General features: G+C 71.7%; 23 protein-coding genes and 1 pseudogene. 15 read left to right on the forward strand and 9 right to left on the reverse strand.

Features of this window, described 5'->3' with window-relative positions; genetic code table 11:
• Nucleotides 1–30 precede the first annotated feature (30 nt).
• From ACLQ2N_RS10930 to ACLQ2N_RS10940, 3 genes are all read left to right on the forward strand, one after another.
• Complete coding sequence (locus ACLQ2N_RS10930) at nt 31–1065, forward strand: LacI family DNA-binding transcriptional regulator (RefSeq protein ID WP_425811528.1); 1035 nt, start codon at nt 31–33, stop codon at nt 1063–1065.
• Nucleotides 1066–1166: 101 nt separating this feature from the next.
• Nucleotides 1167–2246, forward strand: a complete 1080-nt coding sequence (locus tag ACLQ2N_RS10935) for an aldose epimerase family protein (RefSeq protein ID WP_425811530.1) — start codon at nt 1167–1169, stop codon at nt 2244–2246.
• A 79-nt stretch (nt 2247–2325) separates the two neighbouring features.
• Nucleotides 2326–2706: an ArsR/SmtB family transcription factor gene (locus tag ACLQ2N_RS10940; protein WP_425811532.1), complete on the forward strand. Its 381-nt coding sequence runs from the start codon at nt 2326–2328 to the stop codon at nt 2704–2706.
• 141 nt (nt 2707–2847) lie between these two features.
• Here ACLQ2N_RS10940 and ACLQ2N_RS10945 read toward each other — a convergent pair whose 3' ends face one another.
• The 5 genes from ACLQ2N_RS10945 to ACLQ2N_RS10965 all read right to left on the reverse strand — a co-directional run bounded on the left by ACLQ2N_RS10945 (nt 2848) and on the right by ACLQ2N_RS10965 (nt 6252).
• On the reverse strand, nt 2848–3027 hold the full coding sequence (locus ACLQ2N_RS10945; RefSeq protein WP_202541586.1) for a hypothetical protein: 180 nt from the start codon (nt 3025–3027) through the stop codon (nt 2848–2850).
• A 70-nt stretch (nt 3028–3097) separates the two neighbouring features.
• Complete coding sequence (locus tag ACLQ2N_RS10950; RefSeq protein WP_425811534.1) at nt 3098–3799, reverse strand: HAD family hydrolase; 702 nt, start codon at nt 3797–3799, stop codon at nt 3098–3100.
• 72 nt (nt 3800–3871) lie between these two features.
• Nucleotides 3872–4564: a phosphatase PAP2 family protein gene (locus tag ACLQ2N_RS10955; protein ID WP_425811536.1), complete on the reverse strand. Its 693-nt coding sequence runs from the start codon at nt 4562–4564 to the stop codon at nt 3872–3874.
• 72 nt (nt 4565–4636) lie between these two features.
• Nucleotides 4637–5572 carry a M56 family metallopeptidase gene (locus ACLQ2N_RS10960; RefSeq protein ID WP_425811538.1) on the reverse strand — a complete coding sequence of 312 codons (936 nt, stop codon included), beginning with the start codon at nt 5570–5572 and terminating at the stop codon, nt 4637–4639.
• Nucleotides 5573–5658: 86 nt separating this feature from the next.
• Nucleotides 5659–6252, reverse strand: coding sequence for a DUF5134 domain-containing protein (locus ACLQ2N_RS10965; RefSeq protein ID WP_425811540.1), 594 nt, complete (start codon nt 6250–6252; stop codon nt 5659–5661).
• Nucleotides 6253–6484: 232 nt separating this feature from the next.
• Between ACLQ2N_RS10965 and ACLQ2N_RS10970 the strand changes: the two genes are divergently transcribed.
• On the forward strand, nt 6485–7039 hold the full coding sequence (locus ACLQ2N_RS10970; protein WP_425811542.1) for a GNAT family N-acetyltransferase: 555 nt from the start codon (nt 6485–6487) through the stop codon (nt 7037–7039).
• A gap of 4 nt (nt 7040–7043) precedes the next feature.
• Here ACLQ2N_RS10970 and ACLQ2N_RS10975 read toward each other — a convergent pair whose 3' ends face one another.
• The gene (locus tag ACLQ2N_RS10975; protein WP_425811544.1) at nt 7044–7727 is read right to left on the reverse strand and encodes a glycerophosphodiester phosphodiesterase; all 684 of its coding nucleotides are present in this window, start codon (nt 7725–7727) and stop codon (nt 7044–7046) included.
• Between the two features lie 251 nt (nt 7728–7978).
• Between ACLQ2N_RS10975 and ACLQ2N_RS10980 the strand changes: the two genes are divergently transcribed.
• Genes ACLQ2N_RS10980 through ACLQ2N_RS10990 form a run of 3 tightly spaced genes read left to right on the forward strand, consistent with a single transcriptional unit; the run spans nt 7979 to nt 11231 of the window.
• Nucleotides 7979–9376 carry a DUF6421 family protein gene (locus ACLQ2N_RS10980; protein ID WP_425811546.1) on the forward strand — a complete coding sequence of 466 codons (1398 nt, stop codon included), beginning with the start codon at nt 7979–7981 and terminating at the stop codon, nt 9374–9376.
• Between the two features lie 26 nt (nt 9377–9402).
• Entirely contained in the window at nt 9403–10170 is a 768-nt protein-coding gene (locus ACLQ2N_RS10985; protein WP_425811548.1) for an SDR family NAD(P)-dependent oxidoreductase, read from the forward strand.
• Nucleotides 10149–11231, forward strand: coding sequence for a threonine aldolase family protein (locus ACLQ2N_RS10990; protein WP_425811550.1), 1083 nt, complete (start codon nt 10149–10151; stop codon nt 11229–11231). The genes ACLQ2N_RS10985 and ACLQ2N_RS10990 overlap by 22 nt, the downstream gene beginning before the upstream one ends.
• A 73-nt stretch (nt 11232–11304) precedes the next feature.
• Here ACLQ2N_RS10990 and ACLQ2N_RS10995 read toward each other — a convergent pair whose 3' ends face one another.
• Nucleotides 11305–12027, reverse strand: a complete 723-nt coding sequence (locus tag ACLQ2N_RS10995) for a lysophospholipid acyltransferase family protein (RefSeq protein ID WP_425811552.1) — start codon at nt 12025–12027, stop codon at nt 11305–11307.
• Nucleotides 12028–12245: 218 nt separating this feature from the next.
• Between ACLQ2N_RS10995 and ACLQ2N_RS11000 the strand changes: the two genes are divergently transcribed.
• The 6 genes and pseudogenes from ACLQ2N_RS11000 (at nt 12246) to ACLQ2N_RS11025 (ending at nt 16752) form a co-directional block, all read left to right on the forward strand.
• Nucleotides 12246–12572, forward strand: a complete 327-nt coding sequence (locus ACLQ2N_RS11000; RefSeq protein ID WP_425811554.1) for a TlpA family protein disulfide reductase — start codon at nt 12246–12248, stop codon at nt 12570–12572.
• A gap of 72 nt (nt 12573–12644) precedes the next feature.
• Nucleotides 12645–12725 (forward strand): putative leader peptide, encoded by an 81-nt coding sequence (locus ACLQ2N_RS11005; RefSeq protein ID WP_376451235.1) that lies wholly within the window; start codon nt 12645–12647, stop codon nt 12723–12725.
• Nucleotides 12726–12768: 43 nt separating this feature from the next.
• On the forward strand, nt 12769–13275 hold the full coding sequence (locus ACLQ2N_RS11010; RefSeq protein WP_425811556.1) for a flavin reductase family protein: 507 nt from the start codon (nt 12769–12771) through the stop codon (nt 13273–13275).
• A gap of 202 nt (nt 13276–13477) precedes the next feature.
• A complete protein-coding gene (locus ACLQ2N_RS11015; RefSeq protein WP_425811558.1) occupies nt 13478–14263 on the forward strand; it encodes an electron transfer flavoprotein subunit beta/FixA family protein in 786 nt (261 codons plus the stop codon).
• A gap of 57 nt (nt 14264–14320) precedes the next feature.
• The gene (locus tag ACLQ2N_RS11020) at nt 14321–15283 is read left to right on the forward strand and encodes an electron transfer flavoprotein subunit alpha/FixB family protein (RefSeq protein ID WP_425811560.1); all 963 of its coding nucleotides are present in this window, start codon (nt 14321–14323) and stop codon (nt 15281–15283) included.
• Nucleotides 15284–15454: 171 nt separating this feature from the next.
• Nucleotides 15455–16752: pseudogene (locus ACLQ2N_RS11025) on the forward strand (DUF6986 family protein).
• Between the two features lie 10 nt (nt 16753–16762).
• Here ACLQ2N_RS11025 and ACLQ2N_RS11030 read toward each other — a convergent pair.
• Nucleotides 16763–17791, reverse strand: coding sequence for a LacI family DNA-binding transcriptional regulator (locus tag ACLQ2N_RS11030; RefSeq protein ID WP_425811562.1), 1029 nt, complete (start codon nt 17789–17791; stop codon nt 16763–16765).
• Nucleotides 17792–17967: 176 nt separating this feature from the next.
• Between ACLQ2N_RS11030 and ACLQ2N_RS11035 the strand changes: the two genes are divergently transcribed.
• Nucleotides 17968–18927, forward strand: coding sequence for an ROK family protein (locus ACLQ2N_RS11035; protein ID WP_425811564.1), 960 nt, complete (start codon nt 17968–17970; stop codon nt 18925–18927).
• Here the strand turns inward: ACLQ2N_RS11035 and ACLQ2N_RS11040 are convergent.
• Nucleotides 18917–20953, reverse strand: coding sequence for an NPCBM/NEW2 domain-containing protein (locus ACLQ2N_RS11040; RefSeq protein ID WP_425811566.1), 2037 nt, complete (start codon nt 20951–20953; stop codon nt 18917–18919). The genes ACLQ2N_RS11035 and ACLQ2N_RS11040 overlap by 11 nt on opposite strands.
• Nucleotides 20954–21216: 263 nt before the next feature.
• Here ACLQ2N_RS11040 and ACLQ2N_RS11045 point away from each other — a divergent pair, with 263 nt between their 5' ends.
• Complete coding sequence (locus ACLQ2N_RS11045) at nt 21217–22506, forward strand: ABC transporter substrate-binding protein (RefSeq protein ID WP_425812350.1); 1290 nt, start codon at nt 21217–21219, stop codon at nt 22504–22506.
• Nucleotides 22507–22518 lie beyond the last annotated feature (12 nt).

Here is a 22518-nt window from a genome sequence, read left to right on the forward strand (position 1 = left end):
ACCGCGCGACAAGTCGATTCAGGGAGTGCCGTGGGCGTCAGCCTCAAGGACGTTGCGCAACGGGCGGGTGTTTCCATCAAGACCGTGTCGAACGTGGTGAACAACTATCAGCACGTCACACCGAAGATGCGCGCCAAGGTGCAGCAGGCCATCGACGAGCTCGGCTACCGGCCGAACCTGACCGCCCGTCACCTGCGCAAGGGCCGCACCGGGATCATCGCGCTCGCCGTCCCCGAATTCGGCAACCCGTACTTCGCGGAGCTGGCGGGCGCGGTGGTCGACGCCGCCGCCCGGCACGACTACACCGTGCTGGTCGACCACACCGGCGGACTGCGCGAGAAGGAACTCCTGGTCAGCCAGGGGTTCCGGTCCCACGTCATCGACGGGCTCATCATGAGCCCGATCCACCTGGAGACCGAGGACCTGATGGCGCGCACCGAGACCGCGCCGCTGGTCCTGCTCGGCGAGCGCGAGTACGAGGCCCCCTACGACCACATCGCCATCGACAACGTCGCGGCGGCGCGCGAGGCGGTACGCCACCTCATCGAGCTCGGCCACCGCCGCATCGCCTTCCTCGGCTCCCGTACCGGCCGCGAACGCCAGCCCGCCCACCTCCGGCTGCGCGGCTGGCGCGAGGAACTGGCCGCCGCCTCCATCGAGCCCGACGAGGCGCTGGTCGTCGTCACCGACGGCTACGGCCGCGAGGACGGGGCCTCCGCCATGGCCGCGCTGCTGGACCGCGGTGAGCGGCCCGACGCCGTCTTCGCGTACAACGACCTCATCGCCATCGGCGCCCTGCGCACGCTCACCGCACGCGGCCTGCGCATCCCCGAGGACGTCGCCGTCGTCGGGTTCGACGACATCGAGGAAAGCCTCTACGGCGCGACCACGCTCACCACCGTGGCGCCCGACAAGGAGGCCATCGCCCGGCTCGCCGTCGACAGCCTGGTCGAGCGCCTTTCCGGCGAGCCGGTGGCGGAGCCCCGGCGGCCCCGCCCCGGCTACCGGCTCGTCGTCCGCGAATCCACCGTTCCCCGGCCCGCCGCCGGCCGGCCCCTGCCGTAGACCAGGGGCCGCACTCCCCGCCACCCCTGGGGAGTGCGCCGCCCTCGCTCACGGCCCGCCCGTCCGGCCCTCCGGCCTTCCGACCGCCCCAAGGATCACCGATGCCTCGCCCCACCGTGTACAGCAAACCGTTCGGCGCCCACGGGCCCACGGACGTCGACATCTGGACGCTCGACTCCGGCACCGGGGTCCGGGCCGAGATCCTCACCTACGGTGGCATCCTGCACCGGCTCACCGTGCCCGACACCGCCGGCGCCCCGGCCTCCGTCGTCCGCTCGCTGCCCGCCCTCGACCACTACACGGGCAAGAACCCCTTCTTCGGCGCCCTCGTCGGCCGTTACGCCAACCGCATCGCGCACGGCAGGTTCACCCTCGACGGCGCGGAGCACCAGGTCCCCGCCACCGACCGGGGCCACGCCCTGCACGGCGGGCCGGACGGCTTCCACACCCGGATCTGGCAGGCCGAAGGCTCCGCCACGGACGAGGCGGCCGCCCTGCGGCTCACGCTGCACAGCCCCGACGGCGACATGGGCTTCCCCGGGGCGCTGGACGTCACCGTGACCTACACCCTCGACGCCGCCGGCACCCTCGCCCTCGACTACGCGGCCACCACCGACCGCGCCACCGTCGTCAACCTCACCAACCACGCGTACTTCCACCTCACCGGCCGGGGCGACATCCTCGGCCACACCCTCCAGGTGGACGCCGGGCACTACCTCCCCGTGGACGAGGAGGGCATCCCCGAGGGCCCCGCCGCGCCCGTCGCCGCCACCCCGTTCGACCTGACCGAGCCGCAGACCCTCGCGGACCGGATCGCCCTGCCGCACGAACAGCTGCGCCGGGCCGGCGGGTTCGACCACTGCTGGGTCCTCGACGGCGCGGACGCACCGGCGTCCCCCCGCCGCGCCGCCCGCCTCACGGCACCCGACGGCGGGCGCGTCATGGAGGTGTGGACCACCGAACCGGGCATCCAGGTCTACACCGCCAACCAGCTGGACGGCACCCTGGCCGACGTCGACGGCGGCCACCACGAGCGCCACAGCGCCGTCTGCCTGGAGACCCAGCACCTCCCCGACTCGCCCAACCGCCCCGACCTGCCGGCCACCGTCCTGCGCCCGGGCGAACACTTCCGCAGCCGCACCGAATACCGCTTCCCGCACCTGGCGGCCCGCAGGGCGTGAGTCCGTGCCGGCGGGGCTCCCGTTCCGTACGGCGAATTACGATGAGCCTCGTAGTATGGGAGCCCCGGACGGAGCGACGATGCGGAGAGCGACCGTGACCCCTGCCCCCACCGCCCCGGCAGCGGGCGCGCGCGCCCTGCCCCACCCCGCCCGTGAGGAGATCCGGCTCGAAGCGGTCCTGCACGCCCTCTCGGACCCGGTGCGGCTGTGTGTCGTACGGGAACTGGCCGCCGCCGAGGGCGAGCGCACCTGCTCCTGCTTCGACCTGCCGGTCACCAAGTCCACCTCCACGCACCACTTCCGGGTGCTGCGCGAGAGCGGCATCGTCCAGCAGACGTACCGGGGCACCGCCAAGATGAACGGGCTGCGCCGGGACGACCTCGACGCGCTGTTCCCCGGGCTGCTCGACCGCATCCTCGAAGCGGCGGCCTGCCAGGCGGTGCGCCTCGGCGAGGACTGAGGAGGGCCGTGCGGTCACCGTGCGGACCGGTGCGGTCGCCGAGCGTAGTACTTCATTGACCGATCAGCCCTGACGGGACATGCTGTACCCCCGCCACGGACCGGTTCCGGCGACGCAGGGGATCGCCGGAGCCGGGACGTCTCAGTACGCGGGCCTCTCGCCGCCCCCGGTCGCGGCGGCCCACTCCACCAGCAGACGCTGGTACTGCTCCTCGTCCTCCGGGGACAGGTGGCCGCCCGAACGCCGCCACAGGTCGCGAATGTCTTCATTCACCACTGCTGCGGGGCGTACGGAGTCGGACGGGCACGGAGTCGGGGACATGTTCTCCAGGCTAAGGCCACGATGTGACAATCCGACCCATGGCACGTCAGGGACATCTCTCACATGTGTCTCAGGCAACCTTCTCGGTGAGTCCGAGCTCCCGCAGCCCGTCCGGCCGCTCATCCACCGGCAGGTGGCGCACGAAACGCACCTCGCAACCCAGCGCCGCGGCCCCGCCGTCGGCGCGCCGGTTGTCGCCGACCATCACCACATCCGCCGGATCCTGTCCCAGAAGTGTGCACGCGGTGTGGAAGAGCCGTGCGTCCGGCTTCTGGACCCCGTGCTCGAACGAGAGGACGTAGGCGTCCACGTAGCCGTCCAGGCCGTGCGAGCGGAAGACGGGCCGCAGGTCCCAGCCGATGTTGCTGACGACCCCGATCCGGACCCCGGCAGCGCGCAGCCCGGCCAGAACCTCCGCCGCGTCCGGGTAGGGGCGCCAGGCATCCGGGCTCAGATGGCGGTCGTAGAGCGCGTCGTACAGACCGGGGTCCGGCAGGGCGACCTGGCGGGCCAGACCGGTGTACACCGCGCGATGCAGCTCGGCGCTCTCGTCGCGGTGCGCCCAGCCGTCCGCCAGCTCAGCGGGCATCCGCCTCGGGGCGGGCCCGCCCGGCAGCGCGCCGAACGCCTCCAGCTCCGCCGCGTACCGCTCGAAGGCGGCCTCGTCCACGCGCACCCCCCGTTCGGCGAGAGTCGCGGCGAGCCAGGAACGGACCGGTTCGATCCGGAACAGCGTCCCGGAGAAGTCGAAGAGGGCACCCTTGATCGGCATGGCACCGATCCTCGCCGAACCGGGGGGCGCCCGGCAAGGGCGCCTGACCTGGCCACCACGGCAACCGCCTGGTCAGAGCCCCCGGCGCGCGGGTGCGGCGGCGCACCACCGGTCGAAGCCCCGGATCGCGAAGGCGGCCAGCGCCGCCCCCAGGAGCCACCCGCCCAGCACGTCGGACGGCCAGTGCACGCCCAAGTACAGCCGGGTGAGCCCGACCCCGAGCACCGAGACGGCCGCCGCGCCCACCGCCGCCCCCCACATCCCGCCCCGCGCACCGGACCGGTGCAGCAGCCACAGCAGCAGCCCGCAGCTCACCGTCGCCGTCATCGCGTGCCCCGAGGGGTAGGCCGCGTAGTGGGCGGAGTCCACAGGGTCCGCCCACTGCGGCCGGTCCCGGTCGACGGCCGCCTTGACGCCCTGCTGCGCGAGCGCCGAGAGCAGCGTCGTCGCCGCGGCCCACACCGCGAGCGGCCGGGCGCCACGCCACCACAGGGCCACCACCGCGACGGAGATCAGGGCGCGGAACGTCCACGGGTCCCACAGCCAGTCCGTCAGCAACCGGTTGACGTGGACGAAGCCGGGCTCGGTCACCGCCCGCCGGTGCAGCGCCTCCGCGATCCGCGCGTCCAGGTCCACCAGCGGCCGCCACCGGGCGACGACCAGCGCCGTCACCGCACCGCCGAGCACCGCGCAGACCGCGCCCGTCCGCGAGAGGCGCGAAGCGGGGCGGACCCGGCCGACGGGGGAGAGCAGCGGAATGTGCATGGCACGATCCTCGCCGACCGGCGCCCCCTCCGGCCATTGCAGCGCGCCGGAAAGCCCAAGAGCCCCCGCTCGCTACTTCAGCGCGCTGAGCCCCGGAACGAACGCCACCAGCAGCGGAACGACGGGCACCAGGGCCGCCGCCGCGGTCAGCCGCAGCCGCCGCCCGGCCGTGAGCCTGCCCGCCGGGGCCAGCAGCCGGTTCACCCGCAGCGGCAGTTCCGCGTCCGCGGCCGAGGACGGGCCGAACACGCCCCGGTCCTCGTTGAGTTCGACCAGGGCGAGGGCGATCGTCAGCCGTCCGAAGCGCCGCGAGGCCACGTCGTCGGCCGCCAGCTCGACCAGCCGGTGCATCTCGTTGCGGAAGGCCGCGAACACCGGCACCTGCGGGAAGCCGGAGGCCAGCGCCTCCGAGCAGTTGAGCAGCCAGTCGTGCCGGGCCTGCGCGTGACCCTGCTCATGGGCCAGAACCGCGTCGAGCCGGCGTCCCTTCAGCCTTCCCAGCGCGGCTGTGGTGATGACGAGTTGGGGCGCTGACCCCGGCAGCCACCAGGCGTCCGGACGCTCACCCTCCAGCACCACGAGCCGCCCTGACCCCGGCTCCTCGCCGGGCATCAAGGGGGCGCGCAGCAGGAGTTCTGTCCGCCGCTGCCTGCGCCGCAGATGCGCCCGGTGGATCTCCCGGGCCAGCATGGCAGCCGTCCACACGCCGCCGAGGGCCAGCAGCACGGCCATCACCGCCGACCACACCCCGTGACCCGCGAGCGCGTACGCCTCCACGACGGCGCGCGGCGCGGGCGCGAAGACATGACCCCGTACCGCCTGCCAGGCGGCGGCCGCGCTGAGCGTCATGGAGAGGGCGAACGACAGCAGCACCGCGGCCACCACGCACTGCCACACCCACAGCGCCACCACCGGTTCGCGTTCCGGCCACTCGGCCCGCGCCATCAGGCGCGGGGTCACGACGGCGGCCAGTGCACCGAGCAGCAGCAGCGCTAGGGAGACCCACATGGCGTCAGCCTATGAGGGCCGCGCCACACACGGGTATGGCTCCGCGCGCCAAGTGACGCACACCACGAAAGGCAGCCCTTCCCGTCTCACAGGGTGAGCAGCATCGCGAACATGGCTATCCCCATGGTCAGCCGGCAGGCCAGAGCCAGCTCCGGGCGGCCCCCCCCGCCCCCGGGCGCGGGCCCCCCGCCGGTGGCCGCCGCGGCCACCGGCACCAGCCGGGCGCCGGAGCGCAGCACGTACACCGCGTAGTAGAGGAGGAGCAGCCCGGTGAGCAGGGGTATGCCGCCCGCGCCGGCCATGCTGGGGGAGCCCATCGCGTGCGAGCCGTGGCTGCCGCCGTGCCCGCCGGCTCCGGCCCGGGCCATCACCAGCGCCATGTAGACCATCGCGGAGGAGCCGACCAGGTGGTGCAGATGGTGTCCGCTGCGCCGGGAGAACCACAGCGCCCGCAGCGCCGCGACCCCGAACAACACCGCGTAGAGCCCCCACCCCCACGCGGGCGGGGCGACGGCGGCGGCCGGAATCGCCATCGCGGCCATGCCGAAGCCCATCAGCGCCTCGGCCCGCGCGGCTCTGCGCTCCTCCGCGCTCCCCGTGCGGGTGCGCAGCAAGCAGTACGAGCCCGTCACCGCGCACAACGCCATCAGCAGCCATCCGGACATCGCCGGTCCGTGCACAGCGGCCCTCCCCCCGGGCGAACGACATCGCCGTCGACCAGTAGATGCCCGGGGCCGGACATCCGTACGCGGCGCACGGAGGTGCAGGGGGAGCGCGCCACGGGAGTGTTTCCGGGATACGCCCGGTGCACGCCCCCGCGCGCCCCGTGAGGACCGCCGGGATCCCCGGCGCCGCCCCCGGAGTTACGCTGCTCCGGCACCGCCCCCGCACAGAATCCGGAGACACCCCGCCATGGACACCGCCCCGCCCCGGGACACGGGAGAACTGACGTTCCGCGACGCCACCGAAGCGGACATCCCCGCGCTCGTCGAGCTCATCGAGTCGGCGTACCGCGGTGACAGCAGCCGCGCCGGCTGGACCACCGAGGCGGACATCCTCCAGGGGCAGCGCACCGACCCGCAGGGCGTGCGCGAGGTGGTCGAGAGCCCGGGCAGCCGGCTGCTCGTGGTGGAGCGGGGCGGCGCGCCCGTCGCCTGCTGCCAGCTGGAGCACCGCGGCGCCGCCGCGTACTTCGGCATGTTCGCGGTCCGTCCCGCGCTCCAGGGCGCCGGCCTCGGCAAGGCGATCATCGCCGAGGCCGAGCGCACCGTCCGGCGGAGCTGGGGCGTGCGGGAGATGCACATGACCGTGATCTCCGTCCGCGACGAGCTCATCGCCTGGTACGAGCGCCGGGGCTACCGCCGCACGGGCAAGCTGTCCCCGTTCCCGTACGGCGACGAGCGTTTCGGCATCCCGCAGCGCGACGACCTGGCCTTCGAGCTGCTGGTCAAGGAGCTGGACGGCTGACTGCTCAGGCGGATGCGCCGCCCCCGCGCTGAATGTCGGGGTGGTCGGTGGTCACGCCGTCGAGTCCCAGCCCCTGGGCCAGGCGCAGCTGCCGCTGGGTGTTGACCGTCCAGCCGAAGACCGTCAGCCCCTCGGCGTGGGCCTTCTCGACCAGCTCCAGCGTGATGCGCCGGATGTTGAGGATCAGCCGGCTCGCGCCCACCGCCTTCGCGCGGTCCACCAGGTCCCCGCCCCACCGGCTGGCCACCAGCGCCGTCCGCACGCCCGGGACCAGCTGCGCGATCTCGGCGATCGCCTCGTCGTGGAACGAGATCACCTCGACGCGCTCGACCAGGTCGCGCTCGTGCATGACCCGGGCCAGGGTGCGGGCGGCGGCCACGTCCTTGATCTCCGCCTGGAGCGGGGACCGCACGGCGTCCAAAACCTCCTCGAAGACGGGCACCCGCTCGCCCAGGCCCGCGTCGAGCGCGCGCAGCTCGGCGAGCGTCTTCTCCGCGATCGGGCCCTCGCCGTCGGTCGTACGGTCCACCTCCGCGTCGTGCATGACGGCCAGTGCGCCGTCCTTGCTCAGATGCAGGTCCAGCTCGATGAGGTCCACGCCCTCCTTCTCGGCACGGACGAACGAGCGCAGTGTGTTCTCCGGCTCGAAGCCGGGCGCTCCGCGATGACCGATCGTAAGAATGGACAAGGCCCGCTCGCTTCCGTCGACGCTCTGTTCCTCGCAGCCTAGTGGCCCCGGAACGCCGGGCGGGGGAGAGGCGGGGCCGAGCGCGCAGCGCCCCGCGAAACCCTCGAAGAAGCCGCCGTGGGGGCGTCCCACAGGAAAAATAACGGTGACCATGGGGGGTCGGCAGGATAATTTCCACAATCCCACTTGTCTCGGGGGCTCGCGCGCGGATACGGTGGTCTGACGCGAGGTTCTCCCGTGGAGGAAGTGTGATGACGGAAATTCTTGTGCACGACGCCGCATCCGGCGACATAACTGCCGCCCCACGGGTGATCGAGCACCCGGCCTGGCCCGCGCTCAAGAACGCCGTGGAGGAGATCCGCCCCTGGCAGTCGAAGGACGGTTCCATCGACTTCGACGCCGAGGGCGCGCCCGCCCCGGCGCTCGCCGAGGCCGCCGTGGAGCGGGTGATCGGCGCCGTCGAGGAGCTGTCCCCGCTGCTGCCGCACGACGCCGCGTACCACCGCGCCCTCGTGAAGGACCTGCGCGGCTGGGTGGGCGGCGGTTTCGACGTCCCCGACTTCCTGGACTCCCTGCTGGCCTTCCAGCCGGCCAAGGGGCGCGCCGACGGCCTCCAGCACCTGGTCGTCTTCGCCATGTACACCCAGAACGGCAACCCCGACCGCAATCTCGAAGCGGTCGTGCTGCGGATGGTCTGGCCCGACTGGCTCGCCGAGCTGGAGGCCACCCGCTACGACAACCCGCTGTTCTGCGGCATCACCTTCGAGGACTTCACGTCCGGCTACGACACCAACTCCGCGGTGCTCTTCCCCGAGACCATCGCCGTCCGCGAGGCCCCCGAGCGCTTCAGCTGGGGCGGCATCTTCTGCGACCGCGAGGCCGCCCGCTTCCGCCGCGTCACCGAGGCGGCCGTCGGCCTCCTCGGTGTCGAGCTGCCCGACGACATCCGCGCGATGATCAGCGACCAGCAGCGCTGCGAGCAGGCGTTCGTGCTCTGGGACATGGTCCACGACCGCACCCACAGCCACGGCGACCTGCCGTTCGACCCCTTCATGATCAAGCAGCGGCAGCCGTTCTGGATGTACGGCCTGGAGGAGCTGCGCTGTGACCTCACCGCCTTCAAGGAGGCCGTGAAGCTGGAGTCCGAGGGCAACCCGCACGGCCGTGACGTGCAGTACGCCGTGCTCTTCGACCGGATGTTCCGCTTCCCGGTCACCGGCGAGCGGGTCCGCAACTACGACGGCCTCGGCGGCCAGCTCCTCTTCGCGTACCTCCACAAGCACGACGTGGTGCGCTGGACCGACAACACGCTCCGGATCGACTGGGAGCGCGCCCCGCGGGTCACCAACCAGCTCTGCGCCGAGATCGAGAAGCTGTACCGGGACGGCATCGACCGCCCCAAGCTGGTCCACTGGTTCGCCGCGTACGACCTCGTCTCCACCTACCTCGCCCCGCACCCCGGCTCCCGCTGGGCCAAGGGCCCCGACGCCCTGGACCTCTCCCAGCCGCCCCGGAAACTCGTGGACGACGTGCTTCCGGACGAGTTTCCCCTGAGCATGTTCTATGAGGCCCTCTCCAAGAAGCTGAAGAGCGTGATCGCCTCGGCCAAGGGCATCACCGGCTCGGACGCGGGGAAGGCTGCCGCGTGAGCACAGGTTCCAAGGAGGCGGAGGCCATGGACGGAACAAGCACGGGCGACGCGAGCGGCGCGCTCGAAGGGGCCGTGGTCGCCGTCGCGGGAGCCGCCGGGCCGGCCGGCCGGGCCACGCTGCTGCGGCTGGCCGAGGCGGGCGCGGTCGTCGTCGCGTCCGACTCCCACCCCACCCGGCTCGCCGAAGCCGTCGACGCGGCACGCTACGCCCACGGCGGCGCGACCGTCACGGGCGACACCGTCGACCTGCTCGACCTCGGCGCCACCCGGGAGTGGGCTGCCAAGACGGAGAAGGAGTTCGGCCGTATCGACGGCGTCGTCCACCTCGTGGGCGGCTGGCGCGGCAGCGCGAACTTCACCGAGACCGACCCCGCCGACTGGACTCTGCTCGAGAAGCTGCTGATCCGCACGGTGCAGAACACCTCGCTGGCCTTTCACGACTGCCTGCTGCGCAGCGACCGGGGGCGCTTCCTGCTGACCAGCGCGGCGGGCGCCAGCAAGCCCACCGCGGGCAACGCCGCCTATGCCGCGGCCAAGGCGGCCGCCGAGGCGTGGACCCTCGCGCTCGCCGACTCCTTCCGCAAGGCGGGGGGCGAGGACGGCCCCCGCAGCGCGGCTGCGATCCTGGTCGTGAAGGCACTGGTGCACGACGCGATGCGCGCCGAGCGCCCGAATGCGAAGTTCGCGGGCTTCACCGACGTCAAGGACCTGGCCGATGCCATCGCCGGCGTCTGGGACCGGCCCGCCCCGGAAGTGAACGGAAAGCGCCTGTGGCTGACCCCGCAACCGTAAGGACCGACGCGCGTCGCCACCACGACCCGCAGGTCCGCGGTTTCGCCAGTGACAACTACGCGGGGACGCACCCCGAGATCCTCGCGGCACTCGCCCTCGCCAACGGCGGCCACCAGGTCGCCTACGGCGAGGACGACTACACGGGCCATCTCCAGCGCGTCATGCACAGCCACTTCGGCCCCACGGCCGAGGCGTTCCCGGTCTTCAACGGCACCGGCGCCAACGTGGTGTCGCTCCAGGCCATGACCGACCGCTGGGGCGCGGTCATCTGCGCCGAGTCCGCGCACATCAACGTGGACGAGGGCGGGGCGCCCGAGCGGGTCGGCGGCCTCAAGCTGCTCACCGTCCCCACCGAGGACGGCAAGCTCACGCCGGAGCTCATCGACCGGCAGGCGTACGGGTGGGACGACGAGCACCGCGCCATGCCGCAGGTCGTCTCGATCACCCAGAACACCGAACTGGGCACCGTCTACACACCCGACGAGATCCGAGCCATCTGCGACCACGCCCACGGGCACGGCATGGCGGTGCATCTCGACGGCGCCCGGATAGCCAACGCCTCGGCCTCCCTGGACGTGCCCATGCGTACGTTCACCAACACCGTCGGCGTCGACGTGCTCTCCTTCGGCGGCACGAAGAACGGGGCCATCTTCGGCGAGGCCGTCGTCGTCCTGAACCCCGACGCCGTCCGGGCCATGAAGCACCTGCGCAAGCTGTCCATGCAGCTCGCGTCCAAGATGCGCTTCGTCTCCGTGCAGCTGGAGGCGCTGCTCGCGGGCGACCTGTGGCTGCGCAACGCCCGGCACGCCAACGCGATGGCCCAGCGGCTCGCCGAGGGCGTGCGCGGGATCGACGGCGTGGAGATCCTCTACCCCGTCCAGGCCAACGCCGTCTTCGCGCGGCTGCCGCATGCGGTGACCGAGCGGCTCCAGAAGCGCTTCCGCTTCTACTTCTGGGACGAGCAGGCCGGTGACGTGCGCTGGATGTGCGCCTTCGACACCACGGAGGAGGACGTCGACGCGTTCCTCCTCGCGCTCAAGGAGGAGATGGCCGCCGTCTAGGCGTATTGCCCTGTCCGGCGGAGACAGAGCGCACCGGGGTGCGGACGGGCCGTCCGCACCCCGGTGCGGCGTTTCAGCCGCGCTCGCGGACCTCGGCCGCCGTCGGAGCCGTCCCGCCCAGGTGCGCGGGCACCCACCACGTGTCGCTCGCGTCCTTCGGCCGGACCGGATAGGCCCGCTGGGCCGCTTCGAGCAATTCCTGCACCCGCTCGCGCAGCCGCCGTGTGATGGCGCCCGCGTACTGGTCGGTGGGGGCCTCCACGGCCTCTCCGACGCGGATGGTGATCGGGGTGTGGTCGCGCTTGAAGTTGCGCGGCCGGCCCTTGGTCCACAGCCGCTGCGTGCCCCACAGGGCCATCGGGATCAGCGGTACCCCGGCCTCCTGCGCCAGGCGTGCGGCACCGGACTTGAAGCTCTTGAGCGTGAACGACTCGGAGATCGTCGCCTCGGGGAACACTCCGATGATCTCGCCGGACCGCAGCGAGGCCAGTGCGTGCGCGTAGGCGTCCTCGCCCTGCCTGCGGTCGACGGGAATGTGCTTCATGCCGCGCATCAGCGGGCCGGAGACCTTGTGCCGGAATACGGATTCCTTGGCCATGAAACGCACCAGCCGCTTCTGCGGGAGCGCGGCGAGGCCACTGAAGATGAAATCCAGATAACTGATGTGGTTGCTGACCAGAACAGCGCCACCGGTCTTCGGGATGTGCTCCGAACCCTGAGTGTCGATCTTCAGGTCGAGCGCCTTGAAAAACGTGCGAGCGGCGCCGATGACCGGCCGATAGACGAGTTCTGCCATCTGGGGAAGACCCTTTCTTCAGCGCCCGCGGAGGTTCTCCCGGCGGAAGTTACGCAGCCGTAGGTTTTCGGCATTGCGCCGATCGTGCCCCATGCGGCGACGTGGTGGCCAGTCCCGGCGGCGACGGGACGCGAGATTCTCGTCACGTAGGGCGCCCGGGAATGCCCGGGCCGTCGCGGACGCTGACCCTCTGCGTAGAGCTCTGACAGGAGGCCGATGTGGACGGGCAGGCAGGCGCCGGAAGGCTGGACGCCGCGCAACTCGGCGCGGACCTGGGGGAGCGGGCCACGCTCGTCCAGTTCTCCACGGCCTTCTGCCAGCCGTGCCGGGCCACCCGCCGCACCCTCGCGGAGGTGGCCGCAATGGTCGAAGGCGTCGCCCATGTGGAGATCGACGCGGAGGCGCGTCTCGGGCTCGTGCGCGCCCTCGGCATCAGCCGGACCCCGACCGTCCTGGTTCTCGACGCCGGGGGCCGGATCGTCCGCCGGGCCGAGGGGCAGCCCCGCACCGTCGATGTCGTCGCCGCCCTCGGCCGGGCGATATGACGGACCGTGATGCTTCTCCCACCTGAGGGGACGCCCTTGACTGCGCGGCCCACGCATCGTCAGTCTGACGCTATGCCGTCAGATCCCCTTCTCCATGGCCGGGCGTACATCGACCTCGCCCGCACCGCCGGCGCGTGCTGTCCGGGTGCCTGAGCATCCACGACCCCGCATCTCCGACGTGCAGAAGGACATCTCCATGACGGCATCGCCCGGGCTCGGCCACACGCGCACGGCGTCCCCGGACCTTCTGCGCTCCGTGTTCCGTCGGCACGCCGCCGGAGTCGCCGTGATCACCGCGGCCGGGGAGCGTCCGGTCGGCTTCACCGCCACCTCGCTCAACTCCGTGGCCGCGGAGCCGCCCCTCGTCTCCTTCGGCGTCGGCACCGCGTCCTCCAGCTGGCCGGTACTTGCCGAGGCCGAGTACGTGGGCGTGCACATACTCGGCGAACACCAGCGGGAACTGGCCGCCACCTTCGCCCGGAGCGGCGCCGACCGGTTCGGCCCGTCCACCTTTTGGCGCAGTGGCCCGGAGGGCGTTCCGCTCCTCGACGGCGTGTTGGCGTGGCTGGTCTGCCGCGTGGTGACCCGCGTCCCGGCGGGCGACCACCGGATCGTGATCGCCCAGGTGGTCGAGGGCGACCCGGTCGGCGAAGGCCGGCCACTCGTCTATCACCAGGGGCGATTCACGGCTCTGCGGGACTGACGCGGTCCCGGGGGTTCCCGGGTGGACCGCGTTGGGCAGATCACAGTGCAAAGCGCTTGCTCATTGGGCACACGCTGGGTGTACTGGCGAGTAATATGACGGTCGGAGCGTCGGTCGCCCCGACCGGAAAACGCCCCATCAGGCGCCTATGCTGCGTGCAACAAGGCAGCCCCGGAAATGACGATGCAGTAGGAGAGCCGGCGTGAGCTTGAGGATCGTTGTCTGTGTGAAGTACGTGCCCGACGCGACCGGTGACCGGCATTTCGCCGATGACCTGACGTTGGACCGTGAGGATGTCGACGGTCTGCTGTCGGAGCTGGACGAGTACGCGGTCGAGCAGGCGTTGCAGATCGCGGAGGCGGCCGACGATGCGGAGGTCACCGTGTTGACGGTGGGTCCGGAGGATGCCAAGGACGCGTTGCGCAAGGCGTTGTCGATGGGTGCGGACAAGGCGGTTCACGTCGAGGACGACGATCTGCACGGCACGGACGCGCTGGGTACGTCGCTGGTGCTGGCGAAGGCGGTCGAGGAGACCGGGTACGACCTGGTGATCTCGGGGATGGCGTCGACGGACGGCACGATGGGTGTGGTTCCGGCGCTGCTCGCGGAGCGGCTGGGTGTGCCGCAGGTGACGCTGCTGTCGCAGGTGTCGGTCGAGGGCGGTGTGGTGCGCGGCCGCCGGGACGGGGACAGTGCGTCGGAGGAGCTGGAGGCGTCGCTCCCGGCGGTCGTGTCGGTGACCGACCAGTCCGGTGAGGCCCGCTATCCGTCGTTCAAGGGGATCATGGCGGCGAAGAAGAAGCCGGTGAAGTCCCTGGACCTGGACGACCTGGGTATCGACGCCGGGCAGGTGGGTCTGGCGGGTGCGTGGACCGCGGTCGACTCCGCGACCGAGCGCCCGGCCCGCACCGCGGGCACGATCGTGAAGGACGAGGGCGAGGGCGGCAAGCAGCTGGCCGAGTTCCTGGCCGGTCAGAAGTTCATCTGAGCCCCGGCCCCCTCACCACCCCCGCACTCCCTCGCACACGCAGGAGATTGAAGTCCCATGGCTGAAGTTCTCGTCTATGTCGACCACGTGGACGGTGCCGTCCGCAAGCCCACCCTGGAGCTGCTGACGCTCGCCCGCCGCATCGGCGAGCCCGTCGCCGTCGCCCTGGGCAACGGCGCCGCGGAGACCGCCGGCGTGCTTGCCGAGCACGGCGCGGTCAAGGTGCTGACCGCTGATGCCCCCGAGTTCGCCGAGTACCTGGTCGTGCCGAAGGTGGACGCCCTCCAGGCCGCCTTCGACGCCGTGTCCCCGGCCGCCGTGCTGCTGTCCTCCTCCGCGGAGGCGAAGGAGATCGCCGCCCGCCTCGCGGTCCGGATCGGCTCCGGCATCATCACCGACGCCGTCGACCTGGAAGCCGGCGACCAGGGCCCGATCGCCACGCAGTCCGCGTTCGCCGCCTCGTACACGACCAAGTCCCGTGTTTCCAAGGGCGTTCCGGTCATCACGGTCAAGCCGAACTCCGCCCCGGTCGAGCCGGCCGCGGCCGCCGGTGCCGTCGAGACCCTCGCGGTCTCCTTCTCGGCGCAGGCCACCGGTACCAAGGTGCTCTCGCGTACGCCGCGTGAGTCGACGGGCCGTCCGGAGCTGACGGAGGCCGCGATCGTGGTCTCCGGTGGCCGTGGTGTCAACGGCGCGGAGAACTTCGCGGTCATCGAGGCGCTCGCCGACTCGCTGGGTGCCGCGGTGGGTGCCTCGCGTGCCGCCGTGGACGCGGGCTGGTATCCGCACACCAACCAGGTCGGCCAGACCGGCAAGTCCGTCTCCCCGCAGCTGTACATCGCCTCGGGCATCTCGGGCGCGATCCAGCACCGGGCCGGGATGCAGACCTCGAAGACGATCGTCGCGGTCAACAAGGACGCCGAGGCCCCGATCTTCGACCTCGTGGACTACGGCGTCGTCGGCGACCTCTTCGACGTCGTCCCCCAGCTCACCGAGGAGATCAACACCCGCAAGGGCTGATCGTCGAACGGTTTCGCACGAGCGACGGCCCGGGGCCGCACGGTGAACGCACCGTGCGGCCCCGGGCCGTTTCCGGTGACCGTTGACTCGGATGCGACCGCCTTATAACTTCACTATACGGATTGCTGTTTCCGGGAAGCGGAAACAAGCGGAGTATGGAGGGTGCGGACGATGGGTCAGCAGGAGAACGTGGCGACGAGCCTCGCCGGTGCGGTCAGCGACGGGATCAGCGCCTCCCTCGCGCCGGTGGACGCCGAACTCGCCCGCCGCTACCCGGGCGACCCCGGCACCCGCCAGCCCGTGCACACGGTCTACGTACCGGGCGACACCTTCACGGCAGGCACCCTGCGCACCTGGGGCAACGAGGCGCTGAAGGCGCTCGACGAGCACGCCCCCGACGCGGCGGCACTCGCCGGGGTGCTCGGCATCCCGGACGAGCTGGCCGGACCGGTCCACGACCGCGTACGCGCCAAGCTGGAGCGCGAACCGGTCGAGGACCTGAGGATCGACTTCGAGGACGGCTACGGGCCCCGCTCCGACGCCGAGGAGGACGAGGCGGCCGCCCGTGCGGCCCGGCTCGTCTCGGAGGCGTACGCCGACGGCACCGCCGCCCCGTACATGGGCATCCGGATGAAGTGCATGGAAGCCGCCGTCCGGGACCGGGGCATCCGCACCACGGACGTCTTCCTCACCGGCCTCATGCGGGCGGGCGGACTCCCCGACGGGCTCGTCCTCACCCTGCCGAAGGTGACGTACCCCGAACAGGTCGCCGCCTTCGTCCAGCTCCTCGAAGCCTTCGAGCAGGCGCACGGACTGCCGGACGGGCGGATCGGCTTCGAGATCCAGATCGAGACCAGCCAGTCCATCCTGGCCGCCGACGGCACCGCGGCCGTGGCCCGGATGATCGACGCGGCCCGGGGGCGGGCCACCGGGCTGCACTACGGCACGTTCGACTACAGCGCCTGCGTCGGCGTCAGCGCGGCGTACCAGGCGAGCGACCACCCGGCCGCCGACCACGCCAAGGCCGTCATGCAGGTCGCCGCCGCCGGGACCGGCGTCCGCGTCTCCGACGGCTCGACCAACGTCCTTCCCGTCGGCCCCGCCTCTCAGGTCCACGAGGCATGGCGGCTGCACTACGGCCTCACGCGGCGCGCCCTGGCCCGCGCCTACTACCAGGGCTGGGACATGCACCCCGGGCACCTGCCGACCCGGTACGCGGCCGTCTACACCTTCTACCGCGAGGGCCTGGAGCAGGCCGCCGCCCGGCTCGCCGCGTACGTGGCCAAGGCCGGCGGCGACGTGATGGACGAACCGGCCACCGCCAAGGCGCTCAGCGGTTACCTGCTGCGCGGCATCGACTGCGGCGCCCTGGACACCGGGGAGGTCGCGGAGCTGACCGGGCTGACCCGCGCGGACCTCGACGCCTTCGCCTCGCCCGGCGCGGCACCCTGACGGTCACCGCGCCCTGAGGGCCCTCCTTCAGGCCGGCGGGATCTCTCCCGAACCGCGGGCGATCAGACGGGTCGGGAGCTCCACGCGCGCCGGGGGGTGTCCGGCCCCGTCCAGGCGCCGGAAGAGGTGTTCGGCGGCGGTGCGGCCCGCCGCCGCCGGGTCCTGGGAGACGACGGTGATGCCGAGCAGGTCCGCCAGTTCGATGTCGTCGAAGCCGACCAGGGCGACCGGCCGCTCCCGGTCCGCGAGGACGCGTACCGCCGTCACCGTCACCCGGTTGTTGCCGGAGAAGAGCGCCGTCACCGGCTCCGGGCCCGCGAGCATCGCCTCGGCGGCGGCACGGACGCGGCCCGGGTCCGTGGAGCCCAGCGAGACCCAGGCGTCCTCGACGGTTATCCCGGCCTCCGCCATGGCCGCGTGGTAACCGCGCAGCCGCTCGGTCGCGGTGTGGATGCGCGGCTGGTCACCGATGAAGCCGATACGGCGGTGCCCGTGCGCGATCAGATGGGCGACGCCCTCGCGGGCCCCGCCGAAACTGTCCGAGAGGACCATGTCCGCCTCGATCTGCCCGGCCGGGCGGTCCACGAACACCGTCGCGACCCCGGCCTTGATCTCCGGCTCCAGATAGCGGTGGTCGTCCGCGGCCGGGATCACGATCAGCCCGTCGACCCGGCGCGCGCACAGGGCGAGGACCAGTTCCTGCTCGCGCTCCGGGTCCTCGGCGCTGGAACCGTTGATGAGCAGGGCGCCGTGCGCGCGGGCCACCTCCTCGACCGCGCGGCTCAGCGGCCCGTAGAAGGGGTCGGCCAAGTCCTCCAGGACCAGACCGATGGAGGCGGTGCGGCCCTTGCGCAGTACCCGCGCGCTGTCGTTGCGGCGGAAGCCCAGCGCCTCGATGGCCTCCTGCACACGGCGCTCGGTGTCCGGGGTGACCCCCGGCTCGCTGTTGACCACGCGCGAGACCGTCTTCAGGCCCACCCCGGCCCGGGCGGCCACGTCCTTCATGGTCGGCCGGTTGCCGTAACGGGGCTCGGGATGACGGGCGGTCTCGGCCACGGTGCGCTGTCCTGTCGTCGGTCGGGCGGTCCCGGCGGGCCACGGCGGCTGCCGTGCGTGCTCCCGGAGGGGTGTGGCGTCGAGCATAGGCCCTGGACAACGTTGTCAAGGGGATGGAGACTGGGCACACTGTGCACCTGAGCCGCAGGTCCCGTCCACACCCCGGAGCCACACCGATGCAAACCGACCTCGTCGCCGCCCTGGACATCGGGGGCACCAAGATCGCCGGTGCGCTGGTGGACCGGGACGGCACGCTCGTGGCGCGCGCGCAGCGGCCGACGCCCGCCCGGGAGAGCGGCGAACGCGTCATGGAGGCGGTCGGCGGCGTCCTGGCCGATCTGGCCGCGTCCCCGCACTGGGGGGACGCGACGGCCGTCGGCATCGGCAGCGCGGGCCCGGTGGACGCCGCCGGAGGGACGGTCAGCCCGGTCAACGTGCCCGGCTGGCGGTGCTTCCCCCTGGTCGAGCGGGTCGCCGACGCCACGGGCGGCCTTCCGGTCACGCTGGTCGGCGACGGCGTCGCGATCACCGCGGCGGAACACTGGCTCGGCGCGGCGCGCGGTCATGACAACGCCCTGTGCATGGTGGTCTCGACCGGTGTGGGCGGCGGGCTCGTCCTCGGCGGAGCCCTGCACCCCGGCCCCAGCGGGAACGCCGGCCACATCGGGCACATCAGCGTGGACCTCGACGGCGACCTCTGCCCGTGCGGGGCGCGCGGCTGCGTCGAGCGCATCGCGAGCGGCCCCAACATCGCGCGCCGCGCGCTGAACGCCGGCTGGCTGCCCGGCCCGGACGGCGACGCGACCGCGGTCGGCGTCGCGGCGGCGGCGCGGGCCGGCGACCCGGTCGCCGCGGCCTCCTTCGAACGCGCCGCGCAGGCCCTGGCCGCGGGGATCGCCGCGACGGCGACCCTGGTCGAGATCGACATCGCGGTGATCGGCGGCGGGGTGGCCGGGGCGGGCGACCTCCTGTTCGCCCCGCTGCGTACGGCGCTGCGCCGGTACGCCACGCTCTCCTTCGTCCAGCACCTGACGGTGGTGCCCGCGGTCATGGGCAACGACGCGGGCCTGGTCGGTGCGGCGGCGGCCGCGCTGGCCACCACCGCCCGGCCGCTCGCGGACCCGCTCAGCAGGTGATCCGCGGGTCCCCCCAGTCCGCGTGGTCCGAGTCGACGCCGTCGCCGGCGTCCGTGACCACCAGCCGGACGACCTGGGCCCCGGTCACGTCCGCCGAGAGGGTCTGCGGAGCCATCGCGTTGGTGAGGATCCCGGTCGAGGCGGCCTTCTCGCCGTCCGCCCGGACCTCGAAGGTCACGCTGCCCTTGGCACCCTTCTCGTCGTCCACCCCCACCTGCGCCGTCACGGCGGTGCACGCGCCGCCCGCGTAGTACTCGACGCTGCTCGCCGCGTGCGCGCCGAGCCCCTTGGCGAACACCTGGCCGCCGATGGTCAGCGGATGGCCGTCGCCCGCGGCGCTCTCGCCGTTGCTGGTGTCCTTCTCGACGGGGCCGTAGCCGTTGGAGGCGCTGAGCTGCGGCAGGTCGCTGAGGTAGCCGCCCCCGGCCGGGGGCGGGACCACCACATGGGCCCGGAACGGGACGGTGGACCGGATCCGCTCACCGGCGGGGGTGCGGTACCGGGCGGTGAGCGTCAGGTCGTAGCCGCCGGGGGCCGTTCCGGCGGGGGCCGTCACCCGCCACCGGGTGGCCAGCGCGCGGCCGGTGGGCAGCGCCGCGGTGCTCGTCGCCGACGCGGATTCGACCCGCCAGCCCTCCGGGCCGGTGAGCGCGGCGGACACCGTGAGCGCGGGCGTGCGGCCCAGGTCGGTGACCTCGGTCGTCAGCGCGGTGGTGCGGCCCGCCTCGACCAGCGGGCTGCCCTCCAGGGCGAGTTCGACGGCCGGCGGGTGCGCGGCCCAGCGGTGGCCGGCGGCGACGCGCAGCAGCACGGTGCCGTGCGCGGGCACGGTCGCCGAGAGTGCGCCCGCCGTGTTGCGGGTGGTGTGCTCCCACAGGTCGCGGACGGTGTACCCGGAGGCGCGCGGCAGGCCCACCGCGGCGGCCGTGGTGGAGATCCGCTGCGCGCTGCCGGTCTCGTTGAACAGCGCCACGGTCCGCGAGCCGTCCTGCATCTCCTTGGCGACGGCCCAGCGCCCGTCCTCGGAGGAGAGCACCTCGCCCTGCCGGCCCAGGGGGTCCTGGTCGACGGCGATGACCTCCTCGTTGGAGAGGATGTCGAACGTCTCCTGCGAGGCGGTGCGCAGGTCGGAGCCGATGAGCAGCGGCGCCGCCATCACCGACCACATCGAGAAGTGGGTGCGGTACTCGGTGTCCGTCATCCCGCCGTTGCCGACCTCCAGCATGTCGGGGTCGTTCCAGTGCCCCGGGCCGGCCGCGGCGGCCAGCGGGAGGTTCTGCTTCATGATCGACAGCATGCTGCCCCAGCTGTCGTTGATGTCGCCCGTGGTGCGCCAGAGATTGCCCAGTTCGGCGGCCCACTCCCAGGGCTTGTTCTGGCCCCATTCGCAGATGCTGTAGACGATGGGCCGGCCGGTCGCGACGAGCGCGTCGCGCATCGTCGTATAACGCTCCTTCGCGTCCACGCCCTGGTTGTTGCAGTTGTCGTACTTGAGATAGTCGACGCCCCATTCGGCGAACTGCCGGGCGTCACTGAATTCATGGCCGAGCGCGCCGGGGATGCCCACGCTGTCGCAGGTCCTGGTGCCGGCGCTGGTGTAGATCCCCAGCTTCAGGCCCTTCGCGTGCACATAGTCGGCGGCCGCCTTGATGCCGTGCGGAAAGCGCACCGGATCGGCTACCAGCTTCCCATCCGCGTCGCGCTCCGGAACCGCCCAGCAGTCGTCCAGATTGACATACTCGTACCCGGCGTCCTTCAGCCCCTTCTCCACGAAGATATCGGCGATTCCCTTGACCATCGCCTCGTTGAACTCGGCCCGGCAATGCGTGGAGTTCCAGTTGTTGAAGCCCATGGGCGGGGTGAGGGCCAGTCCGTTCGCGGCCCGGGGCCCGGCGGTCGGCGCCGGTGCCGGGGCGTGCGCGGCGGCGGGAGCCACGACCCCCGCCGTACACAGGAGGCCCGCGGCCAGGGCTCCCAGGACTCTGTGGCGGTTCGTTCGGGTGGGACGGCTTGGAAGATGACGCATCGTTACGTTCCTCCGTACTCGTGCCGGATCAGGTGGCGACATGTGCACGCCAAGACGAGCGAATACGTTAGAGCGTGTTGAACTCTGTTGGAAGAGGGCGAATGCCCTGTCACCTACATCTCGTCAAAACCCTTGACTGCGCCCCATGTTGGGAGTGAGATCCAAGCGCACGATCGGTTGTGTTCGGTTGCCTTCCGGAGGACGGGGTCATGGCACACTCGTACAACAGATCGGATCTGCCCGGCAGTGTCGCGGGACACCGGATGTCCCGGCGGAGCCTGCTGCGAGGCGCGGCGCTCGGTGCCGGTGCGGTCACGCTGCCCGCTCTGCTCACCGCGTGCGGCCAAGGCCCCGGCGGGGACGGAAAGACCATCACCCTCGGATCGAACGCGTCCGACCCCGTTCCCAAAAAGGCGTTCGCCGACGCGTTCAAGACGTACGCCGAGCAGTCGGACGGCCGGAAGGTCGAGGTCAACACCGTCGACCACAACACCTTCCAGGAGAACATCAACCGCTATCTCCAGGGCAAGCCCGACGACGTCTTCATGTGGTTCGCCGGGTACCGCATGCAGTTCTTCGCGAAGAAGGGCCTGCTGTACGACATCAGCGACAACTGGCAGCACTACACGGGATTCTCCGAAGCCCTGAAGGACCAGTCCACCGGCGAGGACGGCAAGCAGTACCTCACCCCGTACTACTACTATCCGTGGGCCGTCTTCCACCGGAAGAGCCTGTTCGGCGAGCGCGGTTATCAGGTGCCCAAAACACTCGACGAGTACGTGGCGCTCGCCAGGCAGATGAAGAAGGACAAGCTGGACCCCATCGCCTTCAGCGACAAGGACGGCTGGCCCGCCATGGGCACGTTCGACTACATCAACATGCGCACCAACGGATACGAATTCCACAAGAGCCTCATGGCCGGCGAGGAAGCCTGGACGGACAAGCGTGTCCGGGAGGTCTTCGACACCTGGCGGCGCCTCCTCCCGTACTGCCAGCCCGGCGCCAACGGCCGTACCTGGCAGGAGGCCGCCACCAGTCTCCAAAAGCGCGAGGCGGGCATGACCGTGCTCGGCCTGCCGCACCCCGGGCAGCAGTTCCCCAAGGACGAACAGGCCGACCTGGACTTCTTCCCGTTCCCCGTGATCAACCCCGAGCACGGCCAGGACGCCGTGGAGGCGCCCATCGACGGCTTCCTGCTCGCCAAGAAGTCCAAGAACCTGAAGAACAAGAAGACGCTGGAGAGCGCCAAGGACCTGCTGAAGTGGCTCGCCACCGGAAAGGCCGAGGACATCTACCTCAAGGGCGACCCCAACAACATCGCGGTCAGCGAGGAGGCGGACACCTCCGGGTACTCCGCGATCCAGAAGAAGGCCGTCGCGCTCGTCTCGGGTGCCAAGCAGATCTCGCAGTTCCTCGACCGGGACACCCGCCCGGACTTCTCGTCCACGGTCATGATCCCCGCCATCCAGAAGTTCATCAGCAGTCCCGACGACGTGGACGGCCTGGTCAACGACATCGAACGGCAGAAGAAGACCATCTTCGCCTCGGACTGAACCGGGAGTACG

Source organism: Streptomyces sp. DT224 (assembly GCF_049844595.1).
In the GTDB taxonomy this organism is placed as follows: Bacteria; Actinomycetota; Actinomycetes; order Streptomycetales; family Streptomycetaceae; genus Streptomyces.